28 protein-coding genes are annotated in these 24,869 nt (G+C 55.6%); 14 read left to right on the forward strand and 14 right to left on the reverse strand.

Translation table 11 applies throughout. The annotated features are described in order from the left end of the window. The first annotated feature begins 3 nt into the window (after nt 1–3). From FV139_RS04255 to FV139_RS04295, 9 genes are all read left to right on the forward strand, one after another. A complete protein-coding gene (locus tag FV139_RS04255) occupies nt 4–1,233 on the forward strand; it encodes a class I SAM-dependent methyltransferase (RefSeq protein WP_148066952.1) in 1,230 nt (409 codons plus the stop codon). After that, nucleotides 1,179–2,156 carry an NAD-dependent epimerase/dehydratase family protein gene (locus FV139_RS21365; RefSeq protein WP_148066953.1) on the forward strand — a complete coding sequence of 326 codons (978 nt, stop codon included), beginning with the start codon at nt 1,179–1,181 and terminating at the stop codon, nt 2,154–2,156. Before FV139_RS04255 ends, FV139_RS21365 begins: the two co-directional genes overlap by 55 nt. Before the next feature lie 467 nt (nt 2,157–2,623). After that, nucleotides 2,624–3,655, forward strand: a complete 1,032-nt coding sequence (locus FV139_RS04265) for a glycosyltransferase family 2 protein (RefSeq protein WP_148066954.1) — start codon at nt 2,624–2,626, stop codon at nt 3,653–3,655. Between the two features lie 172 nt (nt 3,656–3,827). After that, nucleotides 3,828–5,630, forward strand: a complete 1,803-nt coding sequence (locus tag FV139_RS04270) for a class I SAM-dependent methyltransferase (RefSeq protein ID WP_148066955.1) — start codon at nt 3,828–3,830, stop codon at nt 5,628–5,630. Beyond that, nucleotides 5,615–7,126 carry a lipopolysaccharide biosynthesis protein gene (locus tag FV139_RS04275; protein ID WP_148066956.1) on the forward strand — a complete coding sequence of 504 codons (1,512 nt, stop codon included), beginning with the start codon at nt 5,615–5,617 and terminating at the stop codon, nt 7,124–7,126. Before FV139_RS04270 ends, FV139_RS04275 begins: the two co-directional genes overlap by 16 nt. 85 nt (nt 7,127–7,211) lie before the next feature. Continuing rightward, complete coding sequence (locus FV139_RS04280) at nt 7,212–8,378, forward strand: glycosyltransferase (protein ID WP_148066957.1); 1,167 nt, start codon at nt 7,212–7,214, stop codon at nt 8,376–8,378. After that, entirely contained in the window at nt 8,375–9,331 is a 957-nt protein-coding gene (locus FV139_RS04285) for a glycosyltransferase family 2 protein (RefSeq protein ID WP_148066958.1), read from the forward strand. The genes FV139_RS04280 and FV139_RS04285 overlap by 4 nt, the downstream gene beginning before the upstream one ends. Nucleotides 9,332–9,470: 139 nt before the next feature. Continuing rightward, complete coding sequence (gene xseB, locus FV139_RS04290; protein WP_148066959.1) at nt 9,471–9,686, forward strand: exodeoxyribonuclease VII small subunit; 216 nt, start codon at nt 9,471–9,473, stop codon at nt 9,684–9,686. A 100-nt stretch (nt 9,687–9,786) separates the two neighbouring features. After that, complete coding sequence (locus FV139_RS04295; RefSeq protein ID WP_148066960.1) at nt 9,787–10,587, forward strand: polyprenyl synthetase family protein; 801 nt, start codon at nt 9,787–9,789, stop codon at nt 10,585–10,587. 9 nt (nt 10,588–10,596) lie between these two features. On the opposite strand, the gene ribA is transcribed toward FV139_RS04295, so the two are convergent. After that, complete coding sequence (ribA, locus tag FV139_RS04300) at nt 10,597–11,187, reverse strand: GTP cyclohydrolase II (RefSeq protein WP_148066961.1); 591 nt, start codon at nt 11,185–11,187, stop codon at nt 10,597–10,599. A gap of 178 nt (nt 11,188–11,365) precedes the next feature. Here ribA and FV139_RS04305 point away from each other — a divergent pair, with 178 nt between their 5' ends. Next, nucleotides 11,366–11,656, forward strand: coding sequence for a CCDC90 family protein (locus FV139_RS04305; RefSeq protein ID WP_148066962.1), 291 nt, complete (start codon nt 11,366–11,368; stop codon nt 11,654–11,656). 12 nt (nt 11,657–11,668) lie between these two features. On the opposite strand, the gene FV139_RS04310 is transcribed toward FV139_RS04305, so the two are convergent. After that, nucleotides 11,669–12,307: a retropepsin-like aspartic protease family protein gene (locus FV139_RS04310; protein WP_213004013.1), complete on the reverse strand. Its 639-nt coding sequence runs from the start codon at nt 12,305–12,307 to the stop codon at nt 11,669–11,671. Between the two features lie 138 nt (nt 12,308–12,445). Between FV139_RS04310 and FV139_RS04315 the strand changes: the two genes are divergently transcribed. Next, complete coding sequence (locus tag FV139_RS04315; RefSeq protein ID WP_148066963.1) at nt 12,446–12,766, forward strand: hypothetical protein; 321 nt, start codon at nt 12,446–12,448, stop codon at nt 12,764–12,766. Between the two features lie 17 nt (nt 12,767–12,783). Here FV139_RS04315 and FV139_RS04320 read toward each other — a convergent pair whose 3' ends face one another. From FV139_RS04320 to FV139_RS04365, 10 genes are all read right to left on the reverse strand, one after another. Then, nucleotides 12,784–13,254: a phosphatidylglycerophosphatase A family protein gene (locus FV139_RS04320; protein ID WP_148066964.1), complete on the reverse strand. Its 471-nt coding sequence runs from the start codon at nt 13,252–13,254 to the stop codon at nt 12,784–12,786. A 188-nt stretch (nt 13,255–13,442) separates the two neighbouring features. Beyond that, on the reverse strand, nt 13,443–14,363 hold the full coding sequence (gene thiL / locus FV139_RS04325; RefSeq protein ID WP_148066965.1) for a thiamine-phosphate kinase: 921 nt from the start codon (nt 14,361–14,363) through the stop codon (nt 13,443–13,445). A gap of 98 nt (nt 14,364–14,461) precedes the next feature. Further along, nucleotides 14,462–14,941, reverse strand: a complete 480-nt coding sequence (gene nusB / locus FV139_RS04330; protein WP_268939925.1) for a transcription antitermination factor NusB — start codon at nt 14,939–14,941, stop codon at nt 14,462–14,464. A 5-nt stretch (nt 14,942–14,946) separates the two neighbouring features. Further along, nucleotides 14,947–15,420, reverse strand: a complete 474-nt coding sequence (gene ribH, locus FV139_RS04335; protein WP_148066966.1) for a 6,7-dimethyl-8-ribityllumazine synthase — start codon at nt 15,418–15,420, stop codon at nt 14,947–14,949. Nucleotides 15,421–15,437: 17 nt separating this feature from the next. Next, a complete protein-coding gene (ribB, locus tag FV139_RS04340) occupies nt 15,438–16,541 on the reverse strand; it encodes a 3,4-dihydroxy-2-butanone-4-phosphate synthase (RefSeq protein WP_148066967.1) in 1,104 nt (367 codons plus the stop codon). Nucleotides 16,542–16,559: 18 nt separating this feature from the next. Next, nucleotides 16,560–17,222 (reverse strand): riboflavin synthase, encoded by a 663-nt coding sequence (locus tag FV139_RS04345; protein WP_148066968.1) that lies wholly within the window; start codon nt 17,220–17,222, stop codon nt 16,560–16,562. 52 nt (nt 17,223–17,274) lie between these two features. Then, nucleotides 17,275–18,393 carry a bifunctional diaminohydroxyphosphoribosylaminopyrimidine deaminase/5-amino-6-(5-phosphoribosylamino)uracil reductase RibD gene (gene ribD, locus FV139_RS04350; RefSeq protein WP_148066969.1) on the reverse strand — a complete coding sequence of 373 codons (1,119 nt, stop codon included), beginning with the start codon at nt 18,391–18,393 and terminating at the stop codon, nt 17,275–17,277. Between the two features lie 2 nt (nt 18,394–18,395). Next, a complete protein-coding gene (gene nrdR, locus FV139_RS04355; RefSeq protein WP_148066970.1) occupies nt 18,396–18,866 on the reverse strand; it encodes a transcriptional regulator NrdR in 471 nt (156 codons plus the stop codon). Nucleotides 18,867–18,970: 104 nt separating this feature from the next. Further along, nucleotides 18,971–19,267, reverse strand: coding sequence for a hypothetical protein (locus tag FV139_RS04360; protein WP_148066971.1), 297 nt, complete (start codon nt 19,265–19,267; stop codon nt 18,971–18,973). After that, nucleotides 19,264–19,542, reverse strand: a complete 279-nt coding sequence (locus tag FV139_RS04365) for a BrnT family toxin (protein WP_148066972.1) — start codon at nt 19,540–19,542, stop codon at nt 19,264–19,266. The genes FV139_RS04360 and FV139_RS04365 overlap by 4 nt, the downstream gene beginning before the upstream one ends. 149 nt (nt 19,543–19,691) lie before the next feature. Between FV139_RS04365 and FV139_RS04370 the strand changes: the two genes are divergently transcribed. After that, nucleotides 19,692–21,584 carry a gamma-glutamyltransferase family protein gene (locus tag FV139_RS04370; protein WP_148066973.1) on the forward strand — a complete coding sequence of 631 codons (1,893 nt, stop codon included), beginning with the start codon at nt 19,692–19,694 and terminating at the stop codon, nt 21,582–21,584. Here the strand turns inward: FV139_RS04370 and FV139_RS04375 are convergent. Then, a complete protein-coding gene (locus FV139_RS04375; RefSeq protein WP_148066974.1) occupies nt 21,566–22,561 on the reverse strand; it encodes a glycosyltransferase family A protein in 996 nt (331 codons plus the stop codon). The two genes, FV139_RS04370 and FV139_RS04375, sit on opposite strands and share 19 nt — an antisense overlap. Nucleotides 22,562–22,807: 246 nt before the next feature. Between FV139_RS04375 and FV139_RS04380 the strand changes: the two genes are divergently transcribed. Both FV139_RS04380 and FV139_RS04385 read left to right on the forward strand, forming a co-directional pair. Then, nucleotides 22,808–23,122 (forward strand): transcriptional regulator, encoded by a 315-nt coding sequence (locus FV139_RS04380; RefSeq protein WP_148066975.1) that lies wholly within the window; start codon nt 22,808–22,810, stop codon nt 23,120–23,122. After that, a complete protein-coding gene (locus tag FV139_RS04385) occupies nt 23,115–23,399 on the forward strand; it encodes a helix-turn-helix domain-containing protein (RefSeq protein WP_213004014.1) in 285 nt (94 codons plus the stop codon). Before FV139_RS04380 ends, FV139_RS04385 begins: the two co-directional genes overlap by 8 nt. 65 nt (nt 23,400–23,464) lie before the next feature. On the opposite strand, the gene glyA is transcribed toward FV139_RS04385, so the two are convergent. After that, nucleotides 23,465–24,727, reverse strand: a complete 1,263-nt coding sequence (gene glyA, locus FV139_RS04390; RefSeq protein WP_148066976.1) for a serine hydroxymethyltransferase — start codon at nt 24,725–24,727, stop codon at nt 23,465–23,467. Between the last annotated feature and the right edge of the window lie 142 nt (nt 24,728–24,869).

Genomic DNA, 24,869 nt, shown 5'->3' on the forward strand with positions numbered 1-24,869 from the left:
TCAGTGAATTGTAGATTTTGTCACTCGCCAGAGTTATCGCTAGTTGTTGATTTGGGTTACTCGCCTCCGTCCAATGCCTACTTGGAGTCCAAAGATCTGGTACGACCAGAGATATGGTACCCGCTTCGAGTAAGGGTATGTAACGAATGCTGGCTAGTGCAAACCGAAGATTACGCGGACTGCGACCAGCTTTTTTCTGATGACTACGCTTATTTTTCATCTACCAGCCAGAGTTGGCTGCAGCACGCCAAAAAGTATCAAGAACATATTACGGATCGGTTAAGTCTCAATAACGATAGCTTTGTAGTGGAGCTTGCCTCTAACGATGGCTATCTGTTGCAGTACTTCGTCGCTGCCAATATTCCTTGCCTTGGAATAGAGCCCACACGTGCAGCCGCAGAGCAGGCAGAGGAAAAAGGGATACCGGTTCTAAGGGAGTTTTTTGGCCACCAACTAGGCATTGGTCTTGCGAAAAAAAAGGGTTTGGCTGACTTGGTTATCGGCAACAATGTATATGCCCATGTGCCGGACATTAATGATTTTACTGCGGGAATTAAAGCAATTTTGTCAGCAGACGGAGTCATCACGTTGGAATTTCCACATGTACTGGAAATGTTGCAGCAGAATCAGTTCGACACAATCTATCATGAACATTTTTCATACTTATCCCTATATGCAGTGAAGAATATTTTTTCTAAACATGGACTCCGTGTCTGGGATGTTGAATCCTTGCCTACCCATGGCGGTAGTCTAAGAATCTATGGCTGCCATCAAGACAGCTCCCGCGCAACTAAGGGTACAGTTAGACAATTACTCGAGAAGGAATCCGCTTTCGGTATCAATTCCCAAGAAATCTATACCGAATTCGGAGAGAGAGTTGTTGAGCTGAAGAACAATTTCTTGCGATTTCTTCTTGATTGCAAGCTGCGGGGATTGAAAATTTGCGGCTATGGTGCCGCGGCTAAAGGAAATACATTGATGAACTTTGCCGGAATTCGCCCGGATATGATTAAATTTGTATGCGATGCAGCACCTTCCAAGCAGGGAAAGTATCTCCCTGGTAGCCACATACCCGTAATTGCGCCTGACGCGATCAGAGACGAAAAACCAGACGTGGTAATCGTACTACCCTGGAACCTAATTGAAGAAATTAAAGAGAGCCTTTTCCATATAAAGGAATGGGATGGCCGTCTAGCGGTTGCACTTCCGGATGTAAAATTCCTCCCGCTGTAGACCCAGATCTCATTGTGAGAGTAATAGTTACAGGCGCAGGTGGCCTCATTGGTCGACACCTACTGCCGCGCTTGCTTTCTACGAGTTGCGAGGTTTACGCAACCTGCAGGCCTGGCAGGCAACTAGGTGCCCCCGAATCCGTACGTCCACTGTATTACGACCTGCTAGACCTTAAGCGCCATGATGCGCTGTTCCGAAATATCAAACCTGACTGCCTAATCCATCTGGCTTGGTGCACAACACCCGGGGTGTATTGGTCGACAAAAGAAAACATTTCCTGGTTAAATGCGACACTTTCTTTGGTTGAAAAGTTTAGTGAGGCAGGAGGATCGCGCGTACTAGTCGCTGGAACATGCGCAGAATATCTATGGTCCTCTGAAGAATATACGGAAGGAAAAACCACGCTGGCACCTTCTACACTTTATGGCGCGGCGAAGCTTGCCACGTGGCAACTACTCCAACCAATTTGCAGAGAGGCGAACATAAAACTGATATGGGGTAGAATCTTCTTTCCTTACGGCCCAGGCGAGCATAGTACTCGACTAATACCTTCGGTTCTTGACGCGATGCTGTCGGGAGACCCGGTTCGATGCACACATGGTCGTCAGCTGCGGGATTTTATACACGCAGACGATGTAGCGTCAGCAATGGCTCACCTTATTACTACTGATATCCCAGATGGTGCCTACAACTTATCCAGTGGAGTCCCAACAAGTATCCGTGACATCGTGGATATGTGCCAAAAGTTGACTCACTCCAATTCCAAAACTTTATATGGGGTGTTACCAGTATCGCCTGATGACCCCCCAAAATTAGTAGGTGCAAACGAGAAGCTAATAGCTACTGGCTGGAATCCCAAATGGAATCTACAAAACGGGCTTCTAGACTACATCGACTACCTAAGAAATGAGGCACGAACTTGATGGGTTAAACTTTTTTCTGTCGATTTTACTGCGACTGCCGCGCGAAAACAAACTGATTATAATTCATTAACGACCATTGCTCGTAACTCCCGACGTTTTCAAATTTCAAGCTCCAAGAAGGCGCGAGAGAAAAACTTGAATTAGGTTACTATAAAATTCTGCTTTCCAGATGCATCGAGCCCAGACAAATGCGTCTATTTGGCAGACTAGCAATGCCTGCGCAACTATTTGGGAAGTCCGATCACCAGATGTTGTAGCAATAGAAATAAAGAAAGCCGAAGTTATGATGCAGAAAATTGTAATTTCTGTAATATTATTCGATAGGTTCACAGCTTTTTAGTTTTTTAACCTTCAGTACCAAAACATCACTTGACCGACACATTTAATAATAGCTTTGGGCGCACTTAACTTGGTCATTCTATGAAAGTATACCCTCAAGAAACTTGACAGATTAATGTAATTTAACAATGGATTCAAACCCCCTCGTAAGTATTTGTATACCTGTTTTTAACGGGGGAGATTACATAGCTCATGCTATCGAGTCAGCACTAAATCAAAGCTATAGCAACATTGAAGTAATTGTTATTGACAACGCCTCAACGGATCATACTCCCGACATAATTGAACAACTTTGCTCAACGCACCCTCGTCGAATAGTATCTTTTCGCAATCAGAAAACTGTTTCGATGGTAGATAATTTTAACATTGCACTTAGCAGAGCCAACGGAGAATATCTAAAACTACTTCCACATGATGATATATTAACGGTTGACAGCATCGGCGACTTAATTAGAGGAGCAAATCCCGGAGACCATTTTATCGTAGGTCTGAGGGATTTTATTTTCGAAGGGACGGGAATTAGAAACCGCATATTCTACTTGATGCAGAACATAATCTGGAGGGTAGATAAAATTTTGGGCGAAGGCTTTACACCACCAAAAGAATACCTTGATGCATTTAGTCAAAATACTTCCCACAATTTTATAGGGGAACCTGGAGCGGTGCTGATCAGTTCCGTGGCGTTTAGGACCGTTGGGGGATTTGATCGACGTTTCCACCAACTGTGCGACCTTCAGTTGTGGCATCGACTTGGTACGAGATTTGGACTGACAGTAGTGCCAATAAAGGTCGCTTCCTTCCGTGTACATAACGCATCCGAATCAGCGTCCCGCCATACATCTCGCGATCGACTCCTGTCAGAATACCTGGGAATCTCTACACTTTTATTGAATTGCATGGGTGACCACCCGTCTAATGACGTCGTTTGTAACTATTTGCTTGATAAAGCTCAACTCTCGCAAGACTATCAGAGCCGAATTTGTCAGCCAAAATTAACCGTCACTCAAAGCGTGTTCCTTTCAAAGGCGATAAATATTATTTCCAAAATACCCTTTAAAAGAGCTTATCAGATCTTTGCTATACAAATGCTTGTGCTCATTCTATCTAAGTTCAGTAAAGATACTTTCAGCATAAGCTTCGACACCAAACCTTTGGACTAAGCTTAGGTAACGGTCTCATTAGCTTAGTATTAGTACTATACTCCGAATTACGAGGTAGGATTCATTTAGTCATTCAAATAGACCTTCTTTTTCGATATTTAACACAGAAAATCGGCTGTCTTGAACGCCCCTACTTTAGATTAGGCTCAATCAAATTTCGAAGCGACCTAGTATGAACGATTCGACCGTAGCAGTATTCTATATCGCCCGGGGCATCGATGCAGGGCTAAATTCTGCAAAAGAATTTGTAGAGGCCTGGAGTAGACACCCTCCCGAACATGCACATCAGTTGTATTTCCTCGCCAAGGGTTGGAAAAGCGAGCTTCAGCACCAGAAATTGGTTCAACTCGCACAATCCTGTGATGCGAAATTGCTGGATCTTCCGGATACAGGATTTGATTTCGGAGCCTATTTTCGCGCATTGCCCCAAATAGAGGAAAAATGGGTCTGTCTAATGAATTCGTATGCCAAACCAAACACTCCCGGCTGGCTAAGACTACTCTCTCAATCTGCCAGAACCACTGGCAACGGGATCGCCGGAGCTACAGGTTCTTGGCAGTCTCTAGGCTGGTCGCCCCTAAAACAGGGATCGATATCGGCGACTGCAGCAACCGCTCTCAGTAATATTATAAACTGTGCTAATTGGAAAAAATTCCAATCTTTTCCTAACCCCCATTTAAGGTCCAATGGTCTTGTTATTGAAAAATGTTTACTTGAACAGTTCGCCAAGAATAGCAAATTTCCAAAAACTAAAAATGAGGCATTTCAGCTCGAAAGCGGAATCAATGGCCTTTCAATGTTTGCATTAGATAATCACTGCAAATTAGTGATATGTGGTGCTGATGGAAAGGAATATCCCATAGAAAAGTGGCCTTTCAGCGTAACTTTCAGGTCACATGAACAACAGAATTTACTCGTTACGGACAATCGAACGCACGAATACATTGCTAGCTCGAAAAATCGACGTAGAAAACTTGCAGACTTGGCTTGGGGAAGGAATAACGTAAGAATGATTCGCGAGTCGCCGAAAAACACTACCCCCTTTTTGCACAACACTCGTAGAACAAAGTGTCCCGCTTGTGATATGTATTGTGCAGATCCATTCTTGAATAGTAGAGACTATAACCGCCAGATTTCAACGCATACTTTTGATTATTGGAAGTGCAGTGAATGCGAAATGGTATTCATAGACCCTATACCTGAAGATATTTCCAAATTCTATTCTGGCGGATATCAAGAAATTCCAGATAATCTTCTATCTCTTGAAAGAATGGCCAAGAAGGAAGCGTACAGACTCTCCCCATTATTAAGACACAAGGAACATGGAGATATACTCGAGATAGGACCTTGGATAGGCATCTTTAGTCTGAACGCGAAACGTCGCGGATTCAGAGTTAGCGCGATAGAAAGGGATCCACATGTATGTAGGTTCTTACGCCAGGTGGTTGAGATTAATGCTACAGAGACAGACGACGTGGTTGGTGAGCTGCAGAACGACAACAAAAAATACGACGCTATCATACTTTGGCACAGTCTAGAGCACCTAGCAAAACCGTGGATTGTTATTCAGCAAGCATCACATAGATTGAAAGTTAACGGCATTCTAATAATTGGGATTCCTAATATTACCAGCACACAAGCCGAGCTTTTGGGGGCAAAGTGGCTGCATTTGGATGCACCGCGACACCTCTACTTTTGGTCTCCCAGAGGTCTAAGGAAACTGGGAATGAAAAACGGCTTATCAGTTTTAGAATTACACACTAGAGACAGATTAAGCCGCGTACTTGAAAGAAACGCTTGGCAACATAGAATACAAGGAATCATTGGGAACAGATTCACTAGGATATTCTTATCTTTAATTGCCCCACCGCTACTCTCTCTATTTTTTTTGAAAAATGGCGGGGCAGGAATTACTGTTGTTTTTAGAAACGACGGACCCGCTGATCCCACGGAAAGAAAATGCGACGCTCCCTAACACTTAACATCTGTTCAAGTATTATTGGAAGAATTTTTTCCGTTGCGTTGATGTTCATTTTTACACCGATTTATATTGAACTTCTAGGGATCGAATCATACGGCCTAATTGGATTTTATACTACGATACTCGCGAGCATTGCGTTTTTGGATCAAGCGTTAAACCCTTTAATATCCCGTTACTTCGCTCAAGCGTCAAACAAAGATACTCCTTTATCTAATTTGTGGAATGCTTTTCGCACACTGGAAGCCTTAGTTCTCTTTGCGAGTGTACTCTTGGCGACGGTTTTAGCATTATCCGCACCGTGGTTATCGAGCAACTTCACTCAAGGAACAACCGTTTCAAATCCGCAATCATTACGGGCCATACAATTAATGGGACTAATGGTTGCCGTCCAATGGCCTTCATCTTTTTACAGCGCAGCGCTTTCAGGTATGGGTGAGCAAGTAGCGCTAAATAGCGTTCGTGTACTTACAGCGGTCCTGCAGTGGTTTGGGGGCGCTCTTGTGCTAGCTGCATTATCGAACGAAATTCAAAGTTTATTTTTATGGCATGCAGCCTGCTTTGCTTTGCTCTCATCTCTTCTGAGAGTTCGGGTCAAACAATGTGTTCAACCCAATAAAACTAGGTTCCAGTGGAATCAAGAAGTACTGCGCCAAAGTTGGCGATTTTCAATAGGCACTTTAGCTATAGGATTTACAGGTACATTACTCACTCAATCCGATAAATTTCTTGTTGCAAAGTTCACGTCGCTCTCCAGTTTCGCTGCTTATAGTCTTTCTTTCACACTAGCATCGGTTGTTAGTGTTTTGATTGTGCAGCCCGCACTTATTGTTGCATATCCTCACTTTACACAATTAGCTACTGCTGGAATGAAAGACGCGCTCGCAAAGGAGTATCGCAGGTGGACTCAACTTACGGTCTTCGTAACACTGCCACCAGTTGGAGCGTTAGTTTTCTACGGAGAGGATATCGCTGCTTGGTGGCTAGGCACTAAAGGGGGGGATACCCCACAGGAGATTGGCGCTTTACTACCTTGGATTGCACTTGGCACCATGTTGAATGTACTAATGGTGCTGCCCTACACTCTACAGTTGGCACACAGTTGGGCAAAACTCTCGGCATATAAAAATCTTTTGATCCTGCCATTCTTTCTCATAGCTTTATGGTATGGAATTCCTCACTCGGGACCTATTGTCGGAGCATGGGCTTGGCTCGCTATCAATGTGCTCTACTTTGCTTTTGAAGTCCCGATAATGCATCGTCGTTTACTACAACACGCTCTATATCCTTGGTGGGTTTTCGATACAACACTTCCCTGCGTATTGGGGCTTCTAATTTTTTACACACTCAATATTGTGCTTTATTCGTGGGCTGGGGTTTCTCCACTTATTACTTGCCTGGCGAGTATTGTGCTTGTACTTTTGTCCACCGCATCAATCTTGCCTGCTTGTAGGGAGTTACTACATACAGCTAAACGTTCAGTCCGGTACTAATATGCATTGGACTATTCATACCCATTTTTTAATCCAGTGCTGTTAACACATCAAAAGTCCTAGACCAATCTTTGCGGGAGTACATTTGAACGATAATTCAAAATTCTATCGACTTTGCGTCTTCGGCAGCTATGTGGACTCCGAGTATTATGCACGAAATCGTGTACTAATAGACGCGCTAAGTCAGTCCTCTATTGAAGTAATTGAAGTTCGAGCCGCTAAAAGCAGCAAACATCAAAGTAACCAGGAAAAGCTCTCTTCCGTCCGGGGGCTCGTTCGCACAATAATACAATTATTTGTAGATGCAGCTTTCCTTCTCCGACAGCGTAGATGTCTTTCCCGTAGTAATTTATTCTTCGTTCCTTATCCTGCTTATTTGGATCTACTTTTACTTAGGTACCTGCTGAGAAAGCGGAATCGGGAAGACTACAAAATAATCGTAGATGCGTTTCTTTGTTTGCAAGACACGCTTGTCAGTGATCGCAAGATGATTAGTCCCGGGAGCATTCTAGACAAAACGGTAAGCTGGCTGGAAGGTGAAACTTTAAAGGTGCCCGATCTCGTTTTTATAGATACTTCTCAGCATAAAGCACTTTTACAACGCATGTACGGTATTGAACCTCACCGTCTGGCGACTATTCCCGTGGGTATTGATGAGTCAGTTTGGCACCCACTCCCACAGCCTATTTTTTCCGGCACATTTTATTGTTTATTTTGGGGCACCTTCATACCTTTGCATGGTATTGAAACAATAATTAAGGCGGCAGCTCTAGTCCAAATCGGCCATCCAAATATCGAGTTTATAATCATCGGTGACGGACAGACAGCGAACACGGTAGCTGAACTGATTGCAGCGCTGGATGTTACAAATATCACATGGCATCGAGCGATCCTTCCCGGACAAATGCTGGTACAGCATCTTGAAAGTGCACACTGCGTATTAGGCATATTTGGGGATTCGGACAAAGCCGGGAATGTGGTGCCCTACAAGGCCCATCAAACCTTGGCAGCCAACCGAATTCTGATCACACGGTCAGGTCCGGCCTTGTCAGCTCTGACTCACGACAAAGATATTCCTGGACTCGTTCTCATACCCCCAGGGGATCCACAGTCGTTAGCCACTGCCATCCACGACATTTATGTAAAGTATCCTTCATTATCATCCTTTGTAGAGACTCGAAAACTATATGACCAACACTTAAGTCAGAGGATGGTTTATAGCGCAGTTGCTGACGAAGTAGCGAAACTATGAAAGATCAAAACATTTTTATTACGCTGGCCACCTTCAACGGAGAGCGCTATCTCAGAGAGCAAATCAGAAGCATTCAGCAACAAACGCTAACAAACTGGACGCTACTGATTTCTGATGATGGATCGAACGATGAGACACTTAAGATCTTGGGCGATCTGGCTCAAAATGACAGCCGAATAGTTATACTTCCACGCAGGACCGGCGCACCGGGACATGCCTCGAACTTTGAACACTTGCTGATGCATGCTGTACAAGCTCATGCAAAGTTTATTTTTTTGGCTGACCAAGATGACATCTGGGCGACTAGTAAGCTTGAGATGATGTTGGCATCCTCCTGTATATCTGGGGCAAATTACACAAGCGTTTTTTCTGATCTGGAAATCATAGATAGTTACGGAAGACCAAAAGGCAGTTTCATGCAGTACACCGGTTTGGACGGCATGCATGACTTGAACGGCCTGCTACGCCAAAATTTTGTGGTCGGATGTTCACTAATGATCAAAAGTGAAATTCTAGAATTGGCACTACCGTTTCCGAAGGATCTCGAAAACCATGACTGGTGGCTGGCAATGTGTGCAGCCTCGCTCGGACAGTTAAAGTATTTGCCTGAAAGATTAGTCAATTATCGCCAGCATGGACATAACACAATTGGTGCGGAAATCTCCCTGAGAAGACTGTCAAAACTACGTTACATCTTAAATAGGCAACGGCGAGTTCTGGACAACAAGATAATTAACATTGCTGAGTTAATAGGTCGCCTTCAAAAAAACCGTCTCCCGGTACCTGAAGTACTTTACTCTTGGCTCAAACAAGTTTCACCTGGTGGAGAGTGGCGCGCCGCTTGGCGGCTATTGAAGAGTGAATTCAAACCTAAATCGAAAGTACTGCTTTGCCTACAGCTACTGGCTCTAACTCCCTTGACCGGGACTAAGCGGAGTATATTTTACATATGAAGATGCCGTATTGAATGAGAAATCTCACTGACACTCCATGGGAGATTGGCTAGCACAGATACCTGAAGCCATATAATAGACTTGGAAATTCTCTCCGCCGAAATTGGTATAATCGAGTTACATTATCAGGAGAGCCACTATGGCGACAAAAAAGACAACTCAAACCTTCGCTGAAAACCTCGCTTCAATTGAGCAAATTGTCGCCACACTTGAAGACACAGGCACCTCTCTAGAAGCTTCCATGGAGGAGTTTCAACGCGGAATCCAACTGGTGCGAGTTACACAAACGGAGCTTTCGGCGATGGAACAAAAAATATGCGAACTACTAATTGACGAAAATTCCACAGTATCTTGACCAGGAACCCAGTTAGGTGTCCAATCATCTTGAACAGCAGTTAGACGAGATTCGCCGCGCAGCTAGCGGACATATCAAATCTCTGCCGGAAAACACGGCCATGGTTCCACCATCATTGGCTGAACCGTTTGCCTATGCTGCAGACATGGGCGGCAAACTCGTGCGGCCAGCGTTGTTCCATGCCACAGCTATCAGCATTTCCGGGTGCTGCAAACATAGCCCTACACCTCTCGCCCTCGAACTCATCCACACCTACTCCCTCATCCACGACGACCTCCCCGCCATGGATGACGACGACCTGCGCCGGGGCAAACCCACTCTGCACAGGGCCTTCGACGAGGCTACCGCCATCCTGGTGGGCGATGGCCTGCAGGCGCGGGCGTTCGAGCTGATCGCAGACGCTGATGATCTCTCGGCAGAACAGAAAGTCCGCATGATCAAGGTGCTGGCCGAGGCCTCAGGCTTTGCCGGCATGGTAGGCGGCCAATATGTCGATATCCAGTCCACCGGCAAGGCACTCACGCTGGAAGAACTCAAGGCCATGCACGCCATGAAAACCGGTGCCCTGATCCGGGCTTCGGTAGCACTGGGCGGTATCGCTGGCGGGGCCACGGAGGAGCAACTGGCGGCTCTGGACCGCTATGCGGACAATATCGGCCTCGCCTTCCAGGTGGTGGACGACATTCTGGACGTGGAGGGCGACACGGAGACCCTCGGCAAAACCCAGGGCAAGGACGAGGCGGCCAACAAGGCGACCTACGTCAAGTTGATGGGGCTGGAGGGCGCCAAGGCCGAGGCGGCGCGGTTGCTGGACGAGGCTCTGGCGGCGCTAGAAGGGTTTGGCGAGTCGGCGGACATGTTGCGGGAACTGGCGCGGTATATCGTCGAACGGGACCGCTAGACGACCGGCTTAGTCGTTGAACAGGTGCCCCAACTTGGCGCCTTTGGTCTGCAGGTACTTTTCATTGTGCGGGTTGCAGTCCGTATGCAGGGGAATCCGCTCCACCACGTCGACCCCGGCGGCCTCGAGGGCGGCGACTTTGCGTGGATTGTTGGTCATCAGCCGCACCTGCTTGATGTTCAGGTGCTCCAGCATGGGCCCGAGGATGGAGTAATCGCGCATGTCGGCGCCGAAACCCAGTTGTTCGTTGGCCTCGACGGTGTCGGCGCCGGCGTCCTGGAGCTTGTAGGCCTTGATCTTGTTGAGCAGGCCGATGCCCCGGCCTTCCTGGCGCAGGTAGAACAGGGCGCCTCTGCCCTCCTCTGAAATGGCCTTGAGGGCGGCTTCCAGCTGGTTGCCGCAGTCGCAGCGCAGGCTGAACAGGGCGTCGCCGGTCAGGCATTCTGAGTGGACCCGTGCCAGTACGGGCTCGCCGTTGCTGACGTCGCCCATGGTCAGTACCACGTGCTCCTTGTTGTCCGCGGCGTCTTCGAAACCATGCATGTCAAACACGCCCCAGTCGGTGGGCAGGCGCGCGGATTCTACGTAGCGTGTTGGCACTCTGTGGGCCTTGCGGGTCAAAAAAGGGCGCCTATTCTACCACTTTGGCGCGCGGGTGCGAGTTATCGGAAATCAGGGGTATAGCGACTGAAATAGTTGCCAGAAGAGCGGCCGGATATGACGTGGTATTAACGGCGCCCAGGGCCTGCCCTGTCCACTTGCCGATGGGGGGAGTATAGTGGCCGAAATCGCATTTGACACACTTAGGTACGCCCGCAAGCTCAAGGCAGTTGGGGTACCCGAGGAACAGGCAGAGGTCCAGGGGGAGGCTATGGCTGAGGCGTTTGGCTACTACATTGGCAATCTGGTGACCAAGGATTACCTGGACGCCCGCTTTGCCCAGCAAGACGCCAAACTGGACAAGCAGTTCGCCGAAATTCGCGCCCAGTTGCGCATGCATAACTGGATTTTTGCGATGCTGGCCGCGGCGGTCTTGCTGCCCGCTATAAAGGAGATGGTCATTCCCTGACGCCCGCCCACGTCACCACTCCCTGCTCAACGACAGCACCCCGTTCTCCTCGCTCATCTTCACATGGCGCAGGTAGGTCATACCCAGCAGGATATCGCTGGGAAAAGCGCCTTCGGCCACAGTGGCCTGGACGTTGTCCACCCGGATGCCCCCCACGTCCACGCTGCGCAGATTCACGACCCACGCAGCGGTGACACCACTGGCGGTTTCCATCCGGGCGGGCTGGCCGCTGGCGTAGTCCACGCCCAGGCTTTTGGCGTGGGCGCTGTTCATCGCCACCACGTTGGCGCCGGTATCCACAATCACCTGCATCTGGCGGCCGTTGACGTGGGCGGTGGTGCGGTACTGCATGAGCGCATCCCGGGGGATGCTTACCACCCGGGTTTCGGGTGCCTTGTAGTTACTGGTGATGCGCTGGTGCATTTTCACGGTCTGCCGCTGGCCGTCCACCTCCACAACGGCAGCGTTGGCATCGGCGCTGATCAGTTTGACGCTGCCGTGGCTCTGGCCGGCGCGCAGGGTTTTACGGGTGCCGTCGATGGTGATCACGGCGGTATTGGGCAGCAAAGCCTCTACCACCAGGGAGGTCGCGTGGGCGGGCAACACCGCCAACATTAACCACCCCGCCAGAACGCGGGCCGCATTTTTCATGCCCTCACCTCCCCGATTGCCATCAATTAAAACCAGTAAGCCCAGTTTAGCGGGTCTGATCAAGCCGGTGGCTGGTTTTGATGTGTACTTGCCAGTGTCCCGGTGCAAGGCTGTACGGAATATGGAAGGGGGCGTAGTATGGCTGAAATTGCATTTGATACCCTCCAGTGCGCCAGGCGCCTCAAACAGGCCGGTGTACCGGAGGAGCAAGCCGAAGTACAGGCGGAGCTTATGGGTCAGGCGTTCGGGTATTACGTTGGCGAAATCGTCACCAAGGACTATTTCGAGGCCACTCTTAACGCGCGATTCGCCCAGCAGGATGCGCGTATCGAAGCCCTGTTCTCAGTCCAGGAGAAGCGTTTTGCCGCCATCGAATCCCAACTCAAACTGCATAACTGGATACTGGCGCTCCTAACGGCGGTGATCCTGCTGCCAACCGTCAAGAGCCTATTACCCTGATTCACTGACCGCTCTGATTATGCGGCCAGCCACCAGGCCAGGCCCTGCAAACACCCCCACGCCATCACCCCCGCCACCACGTCATCGATCATAATCCCCAGCCCGCCGTGCACCCGCCGGTCCAGCCAGCCGATAGGCCAGGGTTTGAGGATGTCGAACAGACGGAACAGGACGAAGCCCGCCACTATCCACAACCAACCTGCCGGGGCTAACCACATGGTGATCCAGTAGCCCACGAATTCGTCCCAGACGATGCCAGGGTGGTCGTGTACGCCGAGGTCACGGCTGGTGCGGTCGCAGAGGTAAACGCCAATGGCGAAGCTGAGGACCACAAAAACGCTGTAGGCCGGCAGGGGTAGCTGGGCGGCCAGCAGGTAGAGGGGAACCGCGGCCAGGGTGCCGAAGGTGCCGGGCGCTTTGGGGGCAAGGCCGGATCCGAGGCCGAAGGCGAGGAAGTGGATGGGGGATGTGAGGTTGGGTTTGGGCACGGCTCTAGGGCTTGTCTCAGTGGTTTAAATGGATCCCCGCCAAAAGCATGCGGGGATGACGGAGGCAGGCTTGCGGGGATGACTCTGATAAACTGCCCGGGGTGACGGGAGTACCCTCCGAGTCACCCCCGAGTGCTTTTGTCGGGGGTCCATTGTAGTCCTGTTCAACAAAACCGATGCACCCAATCCTAGAAATGACGGTAACCGCCCGCATCCCCTGGGTCCAGGCCGCAGTCGACGCCCTCCCCGGCTACCACCTCGCCGATGCGGGTGCACAACGGTGGTAACTCTGCTTCCGCAGGCAGGGTGAAGCACAGTTCGTAGTCGTCCCCGCCAGCCAGGGCCCAGCGCAGGGCCTGGTCCTGGTCCGGATAACTGCGCAGGGCGGGTGACAGGGGCAGCAGGGCCGGGTCTATCTTCAGTTTCACCCCGCTGGCGGCGGCAATGTGGCCGGCATCGGCCAGCAGGCCGTCGGAGATATCGATGGCGGAGGTCGCCACGCCCAGCAGGGATTGGCCCAGGGCCAGGCGCGCGGAGGGGCGGTAGTAGCGCTGCTCGAGATACTCCGCCGCTTCATGGCTACCGGGCCAGTCGCCGGACAATACCAACAGCGCCGCCGCCGCATCACCCTGGGTACCGCTAACACAGAGTTGATCGCCCACTTGCGCGCCACTGCGCAACAGAGCTTTGCCGGCAGGCACACTGCCAAATACCTGCACCGTGATGCTCAATGGCCCGCGGGTGGTGTCACCGCCCACCAGCGGCAGGTCGAAGGCCGATACCGCCGCGGCAACGCCTTCGCTACAGGTGCGCAACCAGAGATCGTCCGCCTCGGGCACAGTCAGGGCCAGGGTCATGCCCAGGGGACGTGCACCCATCGCAGCCAGGTCCGAAGCCGCCGCGGCAATGGCGCGGAATCCGATGTCTTCGGGAAAGCCGTCCTCGGGAAAATGCACGCCGGCTACCACGGTATCCATGGAGGTCGCCAGTTGTTCGCCTTCGGGTACCTGCAACAGGGCACAGTCGTCCCCCACGCCCAGTACCACTCCCGGGCCGCGGCCCAGGGAGGAGAAAAACTGGTAGATCAGGTCGAATTCAGAGAGGGGCATCTGATCACCGTTCTGCCGGTAGCGGCAACTACTGGTGCCTCCGGCCGTGTAACGACAGGGGCCTTAGGCGGCAAGGCAAGAAAGCCCGGAACCGGGTATCAGGCCGCGCCACCGGGATGGTCAGCCGCCCACTCAACCTGGCGCAGCTTGCGGGCCAGTTTGTCCAGCACACCGTTGATGTACTTGTGACTGTCGGTCGCACCGAACTTCTTGGCCAGGGACACGGCCTCGTTGATGGCGACCTTGTAGGGTACGTCAATGCGGCCGCCCAGCTCCCAGGTGCCCATGCGCAGCAGAGTGCGTTCGATGGGGTCGAGCTCTTCCAGTTTGCGGTCCAGCAGGGGGGTAAAGACGGCCTCCAGTTCATCCACCTTGGCGGGAATCTCGTGCAGTAGAGCCTGGAAATACTCGGAATCCACGTGGCTGAAGTCGTAGTCGGTGCGGAATTCAGCCTCGATCACGTTGAGCGGAGCCTCCGCCATATACCACTGGTACAGGGCCTGCATGCCGTAGTGGCGGGCCTTGCGGCGCTGTGCGGCCAGGGTGTTGCCCTGGTTGGAACCTTGGGGTTTGCTCACAATAATCAGTCCAGCTGGCCCATCAGGCTGACCATTTCCAGGGCCGACAGGGCCGCCTCGGCGCCCTTGTTGCCGGCCTTGGTCCCGGAGCGCTCGACCGCCTGCTCGATGGAATCCACGGTCAACACGCCAAAGGCGACCGGTACGCCGGAGTCCATGCTGACCTGGGCCAGGCCCTTGGTGCATTCGCCGGCGACATACTCAAAGTGGGGAGTACCACCACGGATCACGGCGCCCAGCGCGATGATGGCGTCATATTTGCCACTTTTGGCGACTTTTTGGCAAACCAGCGGGATCTCGAAGGCACCGGGGGCGCGCACGATGGTGAGCTGTTTCTCGTCCACACCGTGGCGACGCAGCGCGTCAACGGCACCTTCCAGCAGGTGCTCCACCACGAAGCTGTTCCAGCGGCCTACCACCAGGGCGTACTTGCCCTTGGTGTGGGTGAAGTCGCCTTCGAGGGTTTTGATGTCGGTCATGGTGGGGTCCTGTTTAATCAGTTGGGTTCAATATAGTCGAGCACCTCCAGGTCGAACCCGGAGATGGCATTGTACTTCATGGGCGCGCCCATCAGGTGGATCTGGCCCACGCCGAGATCCTTGAGGATCTGGGAGCCCAGGCCCACCGTGGTGTACACGTCCTGCCCCTTGGAGGGCATCGGCTCTTCGCCCAGGGCCATGTCGATGCTGGCCAGCAGTTGTTCGCTGCTTTCTTCCCGCGCCAGCAGCACGATCACGCCGCGATCGACGCTGGCCACATGGGCCAGGCACTTGCCCAGGCTCCAGGACGTGCCGCCGGGCAGTTCGCTGGTGACCAGGTCGCGCAGGGTGCTGGTGACATGCACTCGCACGGGAGTCGGCTGGTCGGCGCGGATTTCACCGCGGGACAGGGCGATATGCACCTCCCCCATGGTCTGGTCGCGATAGGCGGTCAGGCGGAATTCGCCATGGGCGGTCTGGATACTGCCTTCGCGCACCCGCCGAATGGTGCGCTCATTGGCCAGGCGGAAGTGGATCAGGTCCGCCACGGTACCAATCTTGAGCTGGTGCTTCGCCGCAAACTCCACCAGTGCAGGGCCGTCGGCCAGTTCACCTTCCGGCGTCAGGATGTCGGCAATCACCGCAGAGGGCAGCAGGCCCGCCAGCCGGGCGTAATCAGAACCGGCTTCCGTGTGGCCGGCGCGGGTCAGCACACCGCCGGGCATGGCGGTGAGCGGGAAGATGTGGCCCGGCTGCACGATGTCCGAGGGCACCGCGTGGGGCGCCACCGCAGCCTGCACGGTACGGGCGCGGTCGGCGGCGGAAATACCGGTATCAATGCCCACCGAGGCCTCGATGGACAGGGTAAAGTTGGATTTTTCCCCGTGGGGTTCGGCCACCATGGGCGGCAGGTCGAGCTGGCGACAGCGGTCCTCGGTCAGGGTCAGGCACACCAGGCCCCGGGCCTGACGGGCCATGAAGTTCACGTGGTTGGCGTCGCAGTGCTCCGCGGCCACCATCACCACGCCTTCGTTGTGGCTCTCGGCGTCGTCGTCGATCAGCACCACCATCCGCCCCTGGCGAATGTCGCTGATCAGTTCGTCTACCGTATTGACTTGCATAAGGGGTCCTTGTTGGCGTTAACGGCGCAGAAAGCCGTTCTCGGCCAGGGTTTCCATGGTCAGGCCACCTGCCTGGGGATCAGCCGCAGCCTCTCCCAGCACCAGGCGCTCGAGATAGCGGGCAATCAGGTCCACCTCAAGGTTGACACGGCTGCCCGGCGAATAGGTGCCAAAGATGGTTTCCGCCATGGTCTGGGGAATGATGTTCAGGTCGAACTCGGCGCCGCTGACCGCATTCACCGTGAGGCTGGTACCGTCCACGGTAATGCTGCCCTTGTGGGCGATGTACTTGGCCAGGGCATCGGGCGCGCGCAGCACAAAGCGGATCGAGCGGCCGTCTTCGGCACTGCTTACCACCTCGCCCACGCCATCCACGTGGCCGGACACAATATGTCCACCCAGGCGACTGGCCGGAGTCAGGGCCTTCTCCAGGTTCACTTTAGAGCCCACCTGCAGGGCGCCCAGGGTGGTGAAGTCGAGGGTCTCACGGCTCACGTCAGCCCAGTAGCCGTCGCCGGGCAGTTCGGTCACGGTCAGGCACACGCCGTTGGTGGCGATAGAGTCACCCAGGGCCACGTCATCCAGCGGCAGGTTGGCGGTGCGTACGCGCAGGCGCAGGTCGCCGCCGCTGGGCTGCAGCGCGGCGATTTCGCCAATGGCCTGGATGATGCCTGTGAACATGTGGTGATTCCTTGGTTTCTTCCGACGGTGGCAGGGCTTACCGCGACGCTGCTTACTTCAGTACCACCTGCTGTGGTACGACCGTAAAGCGCCAGTCTACGCCCACCTGCCGCACGTCTTTCACGGCCAGGGGTACTGCCTGCCCCATGCTGTCGAGGGGGAACGCGAGCAGCGGATTGGCGCTGCTACCCATCAACAGTGGCGCCATGTAGACGATCAATTCGTCCAACAGGCCCGCCTGCAGCATGGCCCCGGCCAAACGGGGGCCAGATTCTACCAGAATTTCGTTGCATTGCCGCGTGCTGAGAAGGGGCATTAATGCCGCCAGGTCGAGGCCCTGCGCGGCATCCGGCAGAAACGCCCGGTCCACCGCCTGCAAATGCGCCGGCACAGTAGCACCGGCGCTGTGGCAGATCAGGGTGGGAGCCGCAGCCGACAGGATATTGGCCCCGGCGGGTGTCTGTAAGCGGGAGTCCAGCACCACCCGCAGGGGTTGGCGCTCGCCCGCCTGGGCCGCCAGTGAGTGCTGGTCCAGCTGCTCCCGGCGCACGGTGAGGCTGCAGTCATCGGCAAGCACGGTGCCTACGCCGGTGACAATGGCGCAACTTGCGGCCCTTAGACGCTGTACATCCTGACGGGCGGCGGGGCCGGTAATCCACTGGCTTTCGCCGGACGCCATCGCCGTGCGCCCGTCGAAACTCATGGCCAGCTTGGCCCGGACCCGACCATGGCCGCGGCGCATCCGGGCGACAAAGCCGGGAGTCACCTGCTCCGCCTCCGCCGCCAACAGGCCGGACTCCACCACCACGCCGGCAGCCTGCAGCTTTGCCAGGCCCTGCCCCGCCACTTGGGGGTTGGGATCTTCCATCGCCGCCACCACCCGGCTAACCCCCGCGGCGACTAACGCGTCGGCGCAGGGGCCGGTCTTGCCCTGGTGGGAGCAGGGTTCCAGGGTCACGTAGGCGGTAGCACCGCGGGCATCGCCCGCCTGCTGCAGGGCCTCGATCTCGGCGTGGTTACCGCCGGCGGGCTGCGTAGTGCCTTCGCCAATCACGGCACCATCGCGCACCAACACGCAGCCCACATGGGGGTTGGGCGCAGCGCGAAAGCGCCCGCGGCGCGCGAGTTGCAGGGCCCGCGCCATCATCCGGGTATCAAAGGGTGAAGACATGCTCAGGAGGAGGTGGAGGCGCTGTCGCTTTCGAGCCGTTCGATGGCGTCTCGGAACTCGGCGATATCCTGGAAGCTGCGGTACACCGAGGCAAACCGTACGTAAGCCACCTGGTCCAGTTGCTTGAGGCTGTCCATCACCAGCTCACCGAGCACCCGCGATTTGACCTCGCGCTCGCCGGTGGCCCGGAGGTTGTGCTTGATCTGGTTGATGGCGGCCTCGATGTCCTCAGTGGCCACCGGGCGCTTCTCCAGCGCGCGCTGAAAACCCGAACGCAGCTTGCCCTCGTCGAAGGGCTCGCGGTCACCGTTTTGCTTGATGACGCGCGGCATCACCAGCTCCGCCACCTCGTAGGTGGTGAAACGCTCCTTGCAGCTCAGGCACTCGCGGCGGCGCCGCACCTGGTCGCCCTCGGCCACCAGACGGGAGTCGATGACCTTGGTGTCATCGGCGGCACAGAATGGACAGTGCATGGCCGTCCCCTATAGTTAAGTGGCTGAAGATTAACATATTTTCGCCACTTCAGTGGTCACCGGAAGGCGACTGTGGAAAATCACCAAAGCGCTGGAGCGCCAGTCTAGGGCTTTGATTTCTTGCCCGATGTGACATCCTGCAAAGAACCGGAAATGTATTTGTGAATCACGCTGGAAATCAGGGTCTGGTAGGGAATACCCTCTTCCATCGCCCGACTCTGCACCGCCAGCAGGTCTCTATTGGATATGCGGATATTGATTCTGCGGTCCTTACGCGTAGTAGCCGAGGCCACAGACGCTAGTTCCCGACGCCTTGCCGCCGTCAGGATCGACTCAAACTGCCCGGACTCCACCGCTTCCAGCAATTCCTGCTCTTCCCGCTCGATTGTCGCTTTGCTCATTGGCTGCCTCCACGGTATAGCCGGGTAAATTTGCGGCTGGGGATGATGGTCTTCAGGAACACCTGCTCCTCATCTTCAACATAAGGCACCAGATAGACGTAACCTTGAATCGCCACTACGAACACGCGCTGATGGGCATAGTCGCTCGCGTTGGGGTGGGCAATTTCATCCAGTAAGCCGCCCTGCTCAATGTGAAAGATCACCTCTTCGAAAGACCGCCCCCGCTCCCGTATAAGCTGGCGGTTCTTCTCGGGGCTCCAATTGAACACTTTCATAGCGCAAATCTAGCATAAAATGTATGCCTATTGTCATCAGCCAAATTCGACCACAGTCCACCTGCCAGCGACGGCGCGGCAAGCCAATCCTGTCGAGCACCCGTTGCGTCGCTTTGCTATCCTGCTGGCACATTGTCAGAGGGATCACCATGCCACGCATCAGCAAACGCCTGCTCGCCGGCCTCGCCTGCGCACTTTCCATCACTGCCGCACCCGCAGCGCTCGCCCAGAAAACCACCACCAAGCCCGTACTCCACGGCAAGCACTGGGTAGCCATCACCGGCAAGCCGCTGGGCGCTACTGCCGGGGCGATGATGTTCGCCAAAGGCGGCAACGCGGTGGATGCCGCCTGCGCGATGCTCGGCGCCACCGCCACCATGTGGGACGTACTGAGCTGGGGCGGGGAAACCCAGGCGCTGATCTATAACCCCCACACCGGTGAAGTGAAGGGCATCAATGCCCTGGGGGTTGCACCCACCGGCGCCACGCCCGAATTCTTTCGCGAACAGGGCATGGTTTACCCCCCTGAATTCGGCCCCCTCGCCGCGGTCACGCCCGGCACCCCCGGCGGCCTGATGGTGATGCTGGCGGAATACGGCAAGCTCAGCCTGGCGGAGGTACTGGCGCCGTCCATGCAAATGGCTGCCGGTTACGCCATCGAGGCCCAACAGGCCGACAATATGGAGCGGCGCAAGGAAGTCATCATGCAATGGCCCTCCTCCACTCGCGTATTCCTGCCGCACCTGAAAGACGACGACAGCCAGGAGCGGGCCGCCCCCTATGCCGGCGAAATCTTCAAACAGGAGGACCTGCTGGCTACCTTGCAGAAACTGGTGGATGCCGAAGCCGAGGCACTGGCCGCCGGCAAGAGCCGCAAGGAAGCCATTTACGCCGCCTACGAGCGCTTCTACCGCGGTGATATCGCCGAGGAGATCGTGCGCGCCACTCGCGAGGCCGGCGGCCTGTTCACCAAAGAGGATCTGGCCAACTGGCAGGTGCACATCGAGGAGCCGGTCACTACCAATTACAAGGGCATCGATGTCTACAAGCTCACCACCTGGGTCCAGGGCCCGGCCATGCTGCAGGCGCTGAACATTCTCGAGGGCTACGACCTGAAGAGCATGGGCTACAACAGCGCCCGCTACATTCACACGCTCTATCAGGCCATGAACCTGGCCTTCGCCGACCGCGACTTCTACTACGGCGACCCCTACTTCCCGCCGGAAGAACCCGTCGCGGGCCTGCTGTCGAAAAAGTACGCCGAGCAGCGGCGCAAGGAGATCCCAACGGACCGCAACAATCCGGACGCCCGCCCCGGCGACCCCTACGCCTTCCAGCGCGGCAGCAATCCTTTCAAAAAGCTGCTGGAGCAATGGACGCCCATCCCGCCCGCTGCCGAGGCGGAGGGTTCCGATGGCTTCCAGCAGGCGAACCTGATGTCCCACGACGAAGGCTTCCTCGCCGGCACCACCTCGATCCAGGCGGCAGACGCCGAGGGCTGGGTGGTTTCGGTAACGCCGTCAGGCGGTTGGGTACCGGCCTTCATCGCCGGCGACACCGGCATCGGCCTGTCCCAGCGCATGCAGAGTTTCGTGCTGGACGAGCGCCTCAACCCCTACAACGTGGTGGCCCCGGGCAAGCGCCCCCGGGCCACCCTCACACCCAGCCTGGCGCTGAAAGACGGCGTGCCGCTGATGGCCTTCTCGGTGCAGGGCGGCGACACCCAGGACCAGAACCTGCTGCAATTCTTCCTCAACATGGTGGAGTTCGACATGAACGTGCAAGAGGCGGTGGAGGCCCACAACATCACCAGCTACCAGATGCAGAGCTCCTTCGGCGCCCACCAGAGCGAGCCGGGGAGGCTCGAGGTGACTACGCAGATACCGCCCTACACCCGTGAGACCCTGCAGAAAATGGGCTACAAGGTCGAGGCTGTGGAACGCACCTACAGCCCCATCACCGCTATCTGGTTCGATCGCGAGCACGGCACGATGTGGGGCGGCGCCTCGGACTACGGCGAGGATTACGGGATCGCCTGGTAAGTCCCTGTCAGGGGTGTCACTCCGCTGCGCTCGGCTGCCGGCTTCAGCGCGGGCCGGGCGCGGTATTCATGGGCCAGGGGGGCCAACAGGCCAAAGTAATCGAAGGTGCGCGCGATCTGCGCATCGTTACCCGACACGGCGTGCTTGTTACGCCGCTTGAGGGCGGTTTGCTGCGAACCCGGAATGGTCAGGTTGCGCGTCTTCCACAGGTAGTCGCGCGGCACCACCTGGCAGTCGACTCCCCGCGCCAGGGTCATGGCCTTGAGCCAGACGTCATCGGCCGAGGGGCACAGTTGACGGAATAGGCCGTCGTCGAGCACATGTTCATCAAAGCACCCGGGGAAGTAAAGTACGCCACCAACGCCGGTCGGGAATACCAGCGGCGAAGCCTCGCTCCTCAACGTATTCCACTGCCAGCGCTTGTAGGGTCGGATCTGTCCCCGCCGGAAGGTCATGCCATGGCCCCGGTGGCAGTGGACGACCCCGGGCTGCGCGCGATGGGCAACCAGCAGGCGCGCCACCATATCGTCCGGGTACAGCTTGTCGTCGTCGACCGTGAGCAGCAGGGAATCAGGGTACTTTTGCAGGGTGTAGTAATACTTGGTATGCGGGCCCAGGTCTCGCTCACAGAACAGGATCTCCAGCCCACGTCCCTGCTGGCGGCTCAGGGACAGCGGCAGCTCCCGCCATCGAAATGTCTCGCGATCAAGGCACAACACGATTCGACTGGCGCGTTGCGTCTGCTGCATCAGGCTTTCGATTGTCAGGGCCACATTGTCGAGCCGGGAACCGATGGTGGTCAGGGAAATAACCAGGTTATCTTCTGCAGAGGGTGCCACGCCGGGCTCACGGCAATGTTCCGACTGCAGTCGCAATTCACCCGCACGTATTCGCGCCTGATCGGCCAGAGTCCCGGCCAGTGCCGCCCGCTGCCTGCGCTGCTTCGCGCGGCCGATAACCTCCATGGGGTTGAACACGCCTGCCTCCTGTTGCCGATGACCATGCACGGCAGGAGTTCCCGGCGCCCACCGCGTAATCCCGTATTCGGGAATACGGTGATAACGGTACGTGTGAATACTGAAGGTTTACTTAAGTCGCGAATCAGAGTCGCGCCGGCTGGCGCGCTGCCCGCCAGCACTGCGCAACACGGGTGCCACGCGATGCCTGAAAAAGGCTGATTGAACCTGTAGCGGAAAAGTCCGTCATTGACGTACTTTGGCGTAATGTTTACGATCGTTGAAACACCAACCTTCACTGACGAAGCCAACGCAATCTGGTCCGCTCAGGAGCGAGATCAGTTTTATGCCTGGCTGGCGGTCAACCCCGAAGCGGGAAAAGTCATTCCGGGCAGTGGCGGATGCAGGAAAGTGCGCTGGATTGGTGGCACCTCGGGCAAACGCGGAGGTGTGAGGGTCATCTACTTTAACCGCCTTCGCCACGGGGAGATCTGGTTGCTGCTAATTTACGCCAAGCGTAATCAGAGCAATATTCCCGCCCACATCCTCAAGGCCATACGGGAGGAACTGAACCGTGAGTGAACACGAACTCGGCGAGAAACTGCTGCAATCTGTGCGCGAAATGAAACAGGGACAGTTCGCCCGCCGAACCGTAATCAACGCCAATGCGGTAGCCGAGGCACGCTCCAGGACCGGCCTGACACAGACCGAGTTTGCCAGCGTCCTCTGCATTTCCGTGCGCACCCTGCAGGAGTGGGAGCAGGGCCGGCGTCACCCCTCGGGGGCCGCCCGCACCCTGGTACAGATTGCCGCTCGCCATCCCGAAGTCATCACTGAAGCGCTGTCTGAGATGCAATAAGCCCGCAACAGCCACGCACTAAAAAGGGAGCCGCAGCTCCCTTGTTCAGTGTCTTCGGCGGGAACCTAGCGGTAAACCGGGAACCGTCCGCAGATATCCAGCACCTTGCCCTTCACCTCTTCGATCACGGCGTCGGCATTGCCATTTTCCAGGGCTTCCAGCACGTCGCACATCCAGCCGGTCAGCTCGATGGTTTCCGCCTCGCCAAAGCCGCGAGTGGTGATGGCCGGGGTGCCGACACGCAGGCCGGAGGTGATGAAGGGGGAACGCGGATCATTGGGCACGGCGTTCTTGTTCACGGTGATGTTGGCGTTGCCCAGGGCTTCGTCGGCGTCTTTACCGGTGTAGGGCTTGCCGATCAGGTCCACCAGCATCAGGTGATTGTCGGTGCCGCCGGACACGATGTTGATGCCGCGCTCGATGAAGGTCTTGGCCATGGCCCGGGCGTTGGCCACCACCTGCTTCTGGTACTCCACGAAGTCGGGGCTGGCGGCCTCCTTGAAGCTCACCGCCTTGGCAGCGATCACGTGCATCAGCGGGCCGCCCTGGCCGCCGGGGAACACGGCGGACTGGAACTTCTTCTCCAGCTCTTCGTTGGCCTTGGCCAGGATGATGCCGCCGCGGGGGCCGCGCAGGGTCTTGTGGGTGGTGGAGGTCACCACGTGGGCGTGGGGCACCGGGTTGGGGTAGACGCCGGCGGCGATCAGGCCCGCCACGTGGGCCATGTCCACCATCAGGTAGGCGCCCACCTTGTCGGCGATCTCGCGGAAGCGGGCCCAGTCCATCACCCGGGAGTAGGCGGAAAAGCCCGCCACGATCATTTTGGGTTTGTGTTCCAGAGCCAGGGCTTCCACCTGCTCGTAGTCCACTTCACCGGTTTCGGCGTTCAGGCCGTACTGCACGGCGTTGTACATCTTGCCGGAGAAGTTGGGCTTGGCGCCGTGGGTCAGGTGGCCGCCGTCAGCAAGGCTCATGCCCAGCACGGTGTCGCCGGGGACACACAGGGCCTGGTACACAGCGGAGTTGGCCTGGGAGCCGGAGTGGGGCTGCACGTTGGCGTAGTCCGCGCCGAACAGGGCACAGACCCGCTCGATGGCCAGGCGCTCGGCCTCGTCCACGTACTCACAGCCGCCGTAGTAGCGCTTGCCAGGGTAGCCCTCGGCATACTTGTTGGTGAGCACCGTGCCCTGGGCCTGCATCACGCGGGGGCTGGTGTAGTTTTCTGAGGCGATGAGCTCGATATGCTCTTCCTGGCGACGTTCCTCGTCGCCAATGGCGGCAAAAATCTCGTCGTCAAAACCCTGGATGGTCATGCTGCGGTCAAACATCGGAATCCCCCGGCAGGTGGGCCCGATTCCTGCTAGAATCTGACCCCGATTGGAAAGGCGCACATTCTACTGAAAAACCCCCCGACCGATAAGCCTGAAAGCCGTCCTGGCAATCGACAGTATTATTTTTGTCACTTTTTCG

The sequence above is a fragment of the Parahaliea maris genome (assembly GCF_008064665.1).
GTDB lineage: Bacteria > Pseudomonadota > Gammaproteobacteria > Pseudomonadales > Halieaceae > Parahaliea > Parahaliea maris.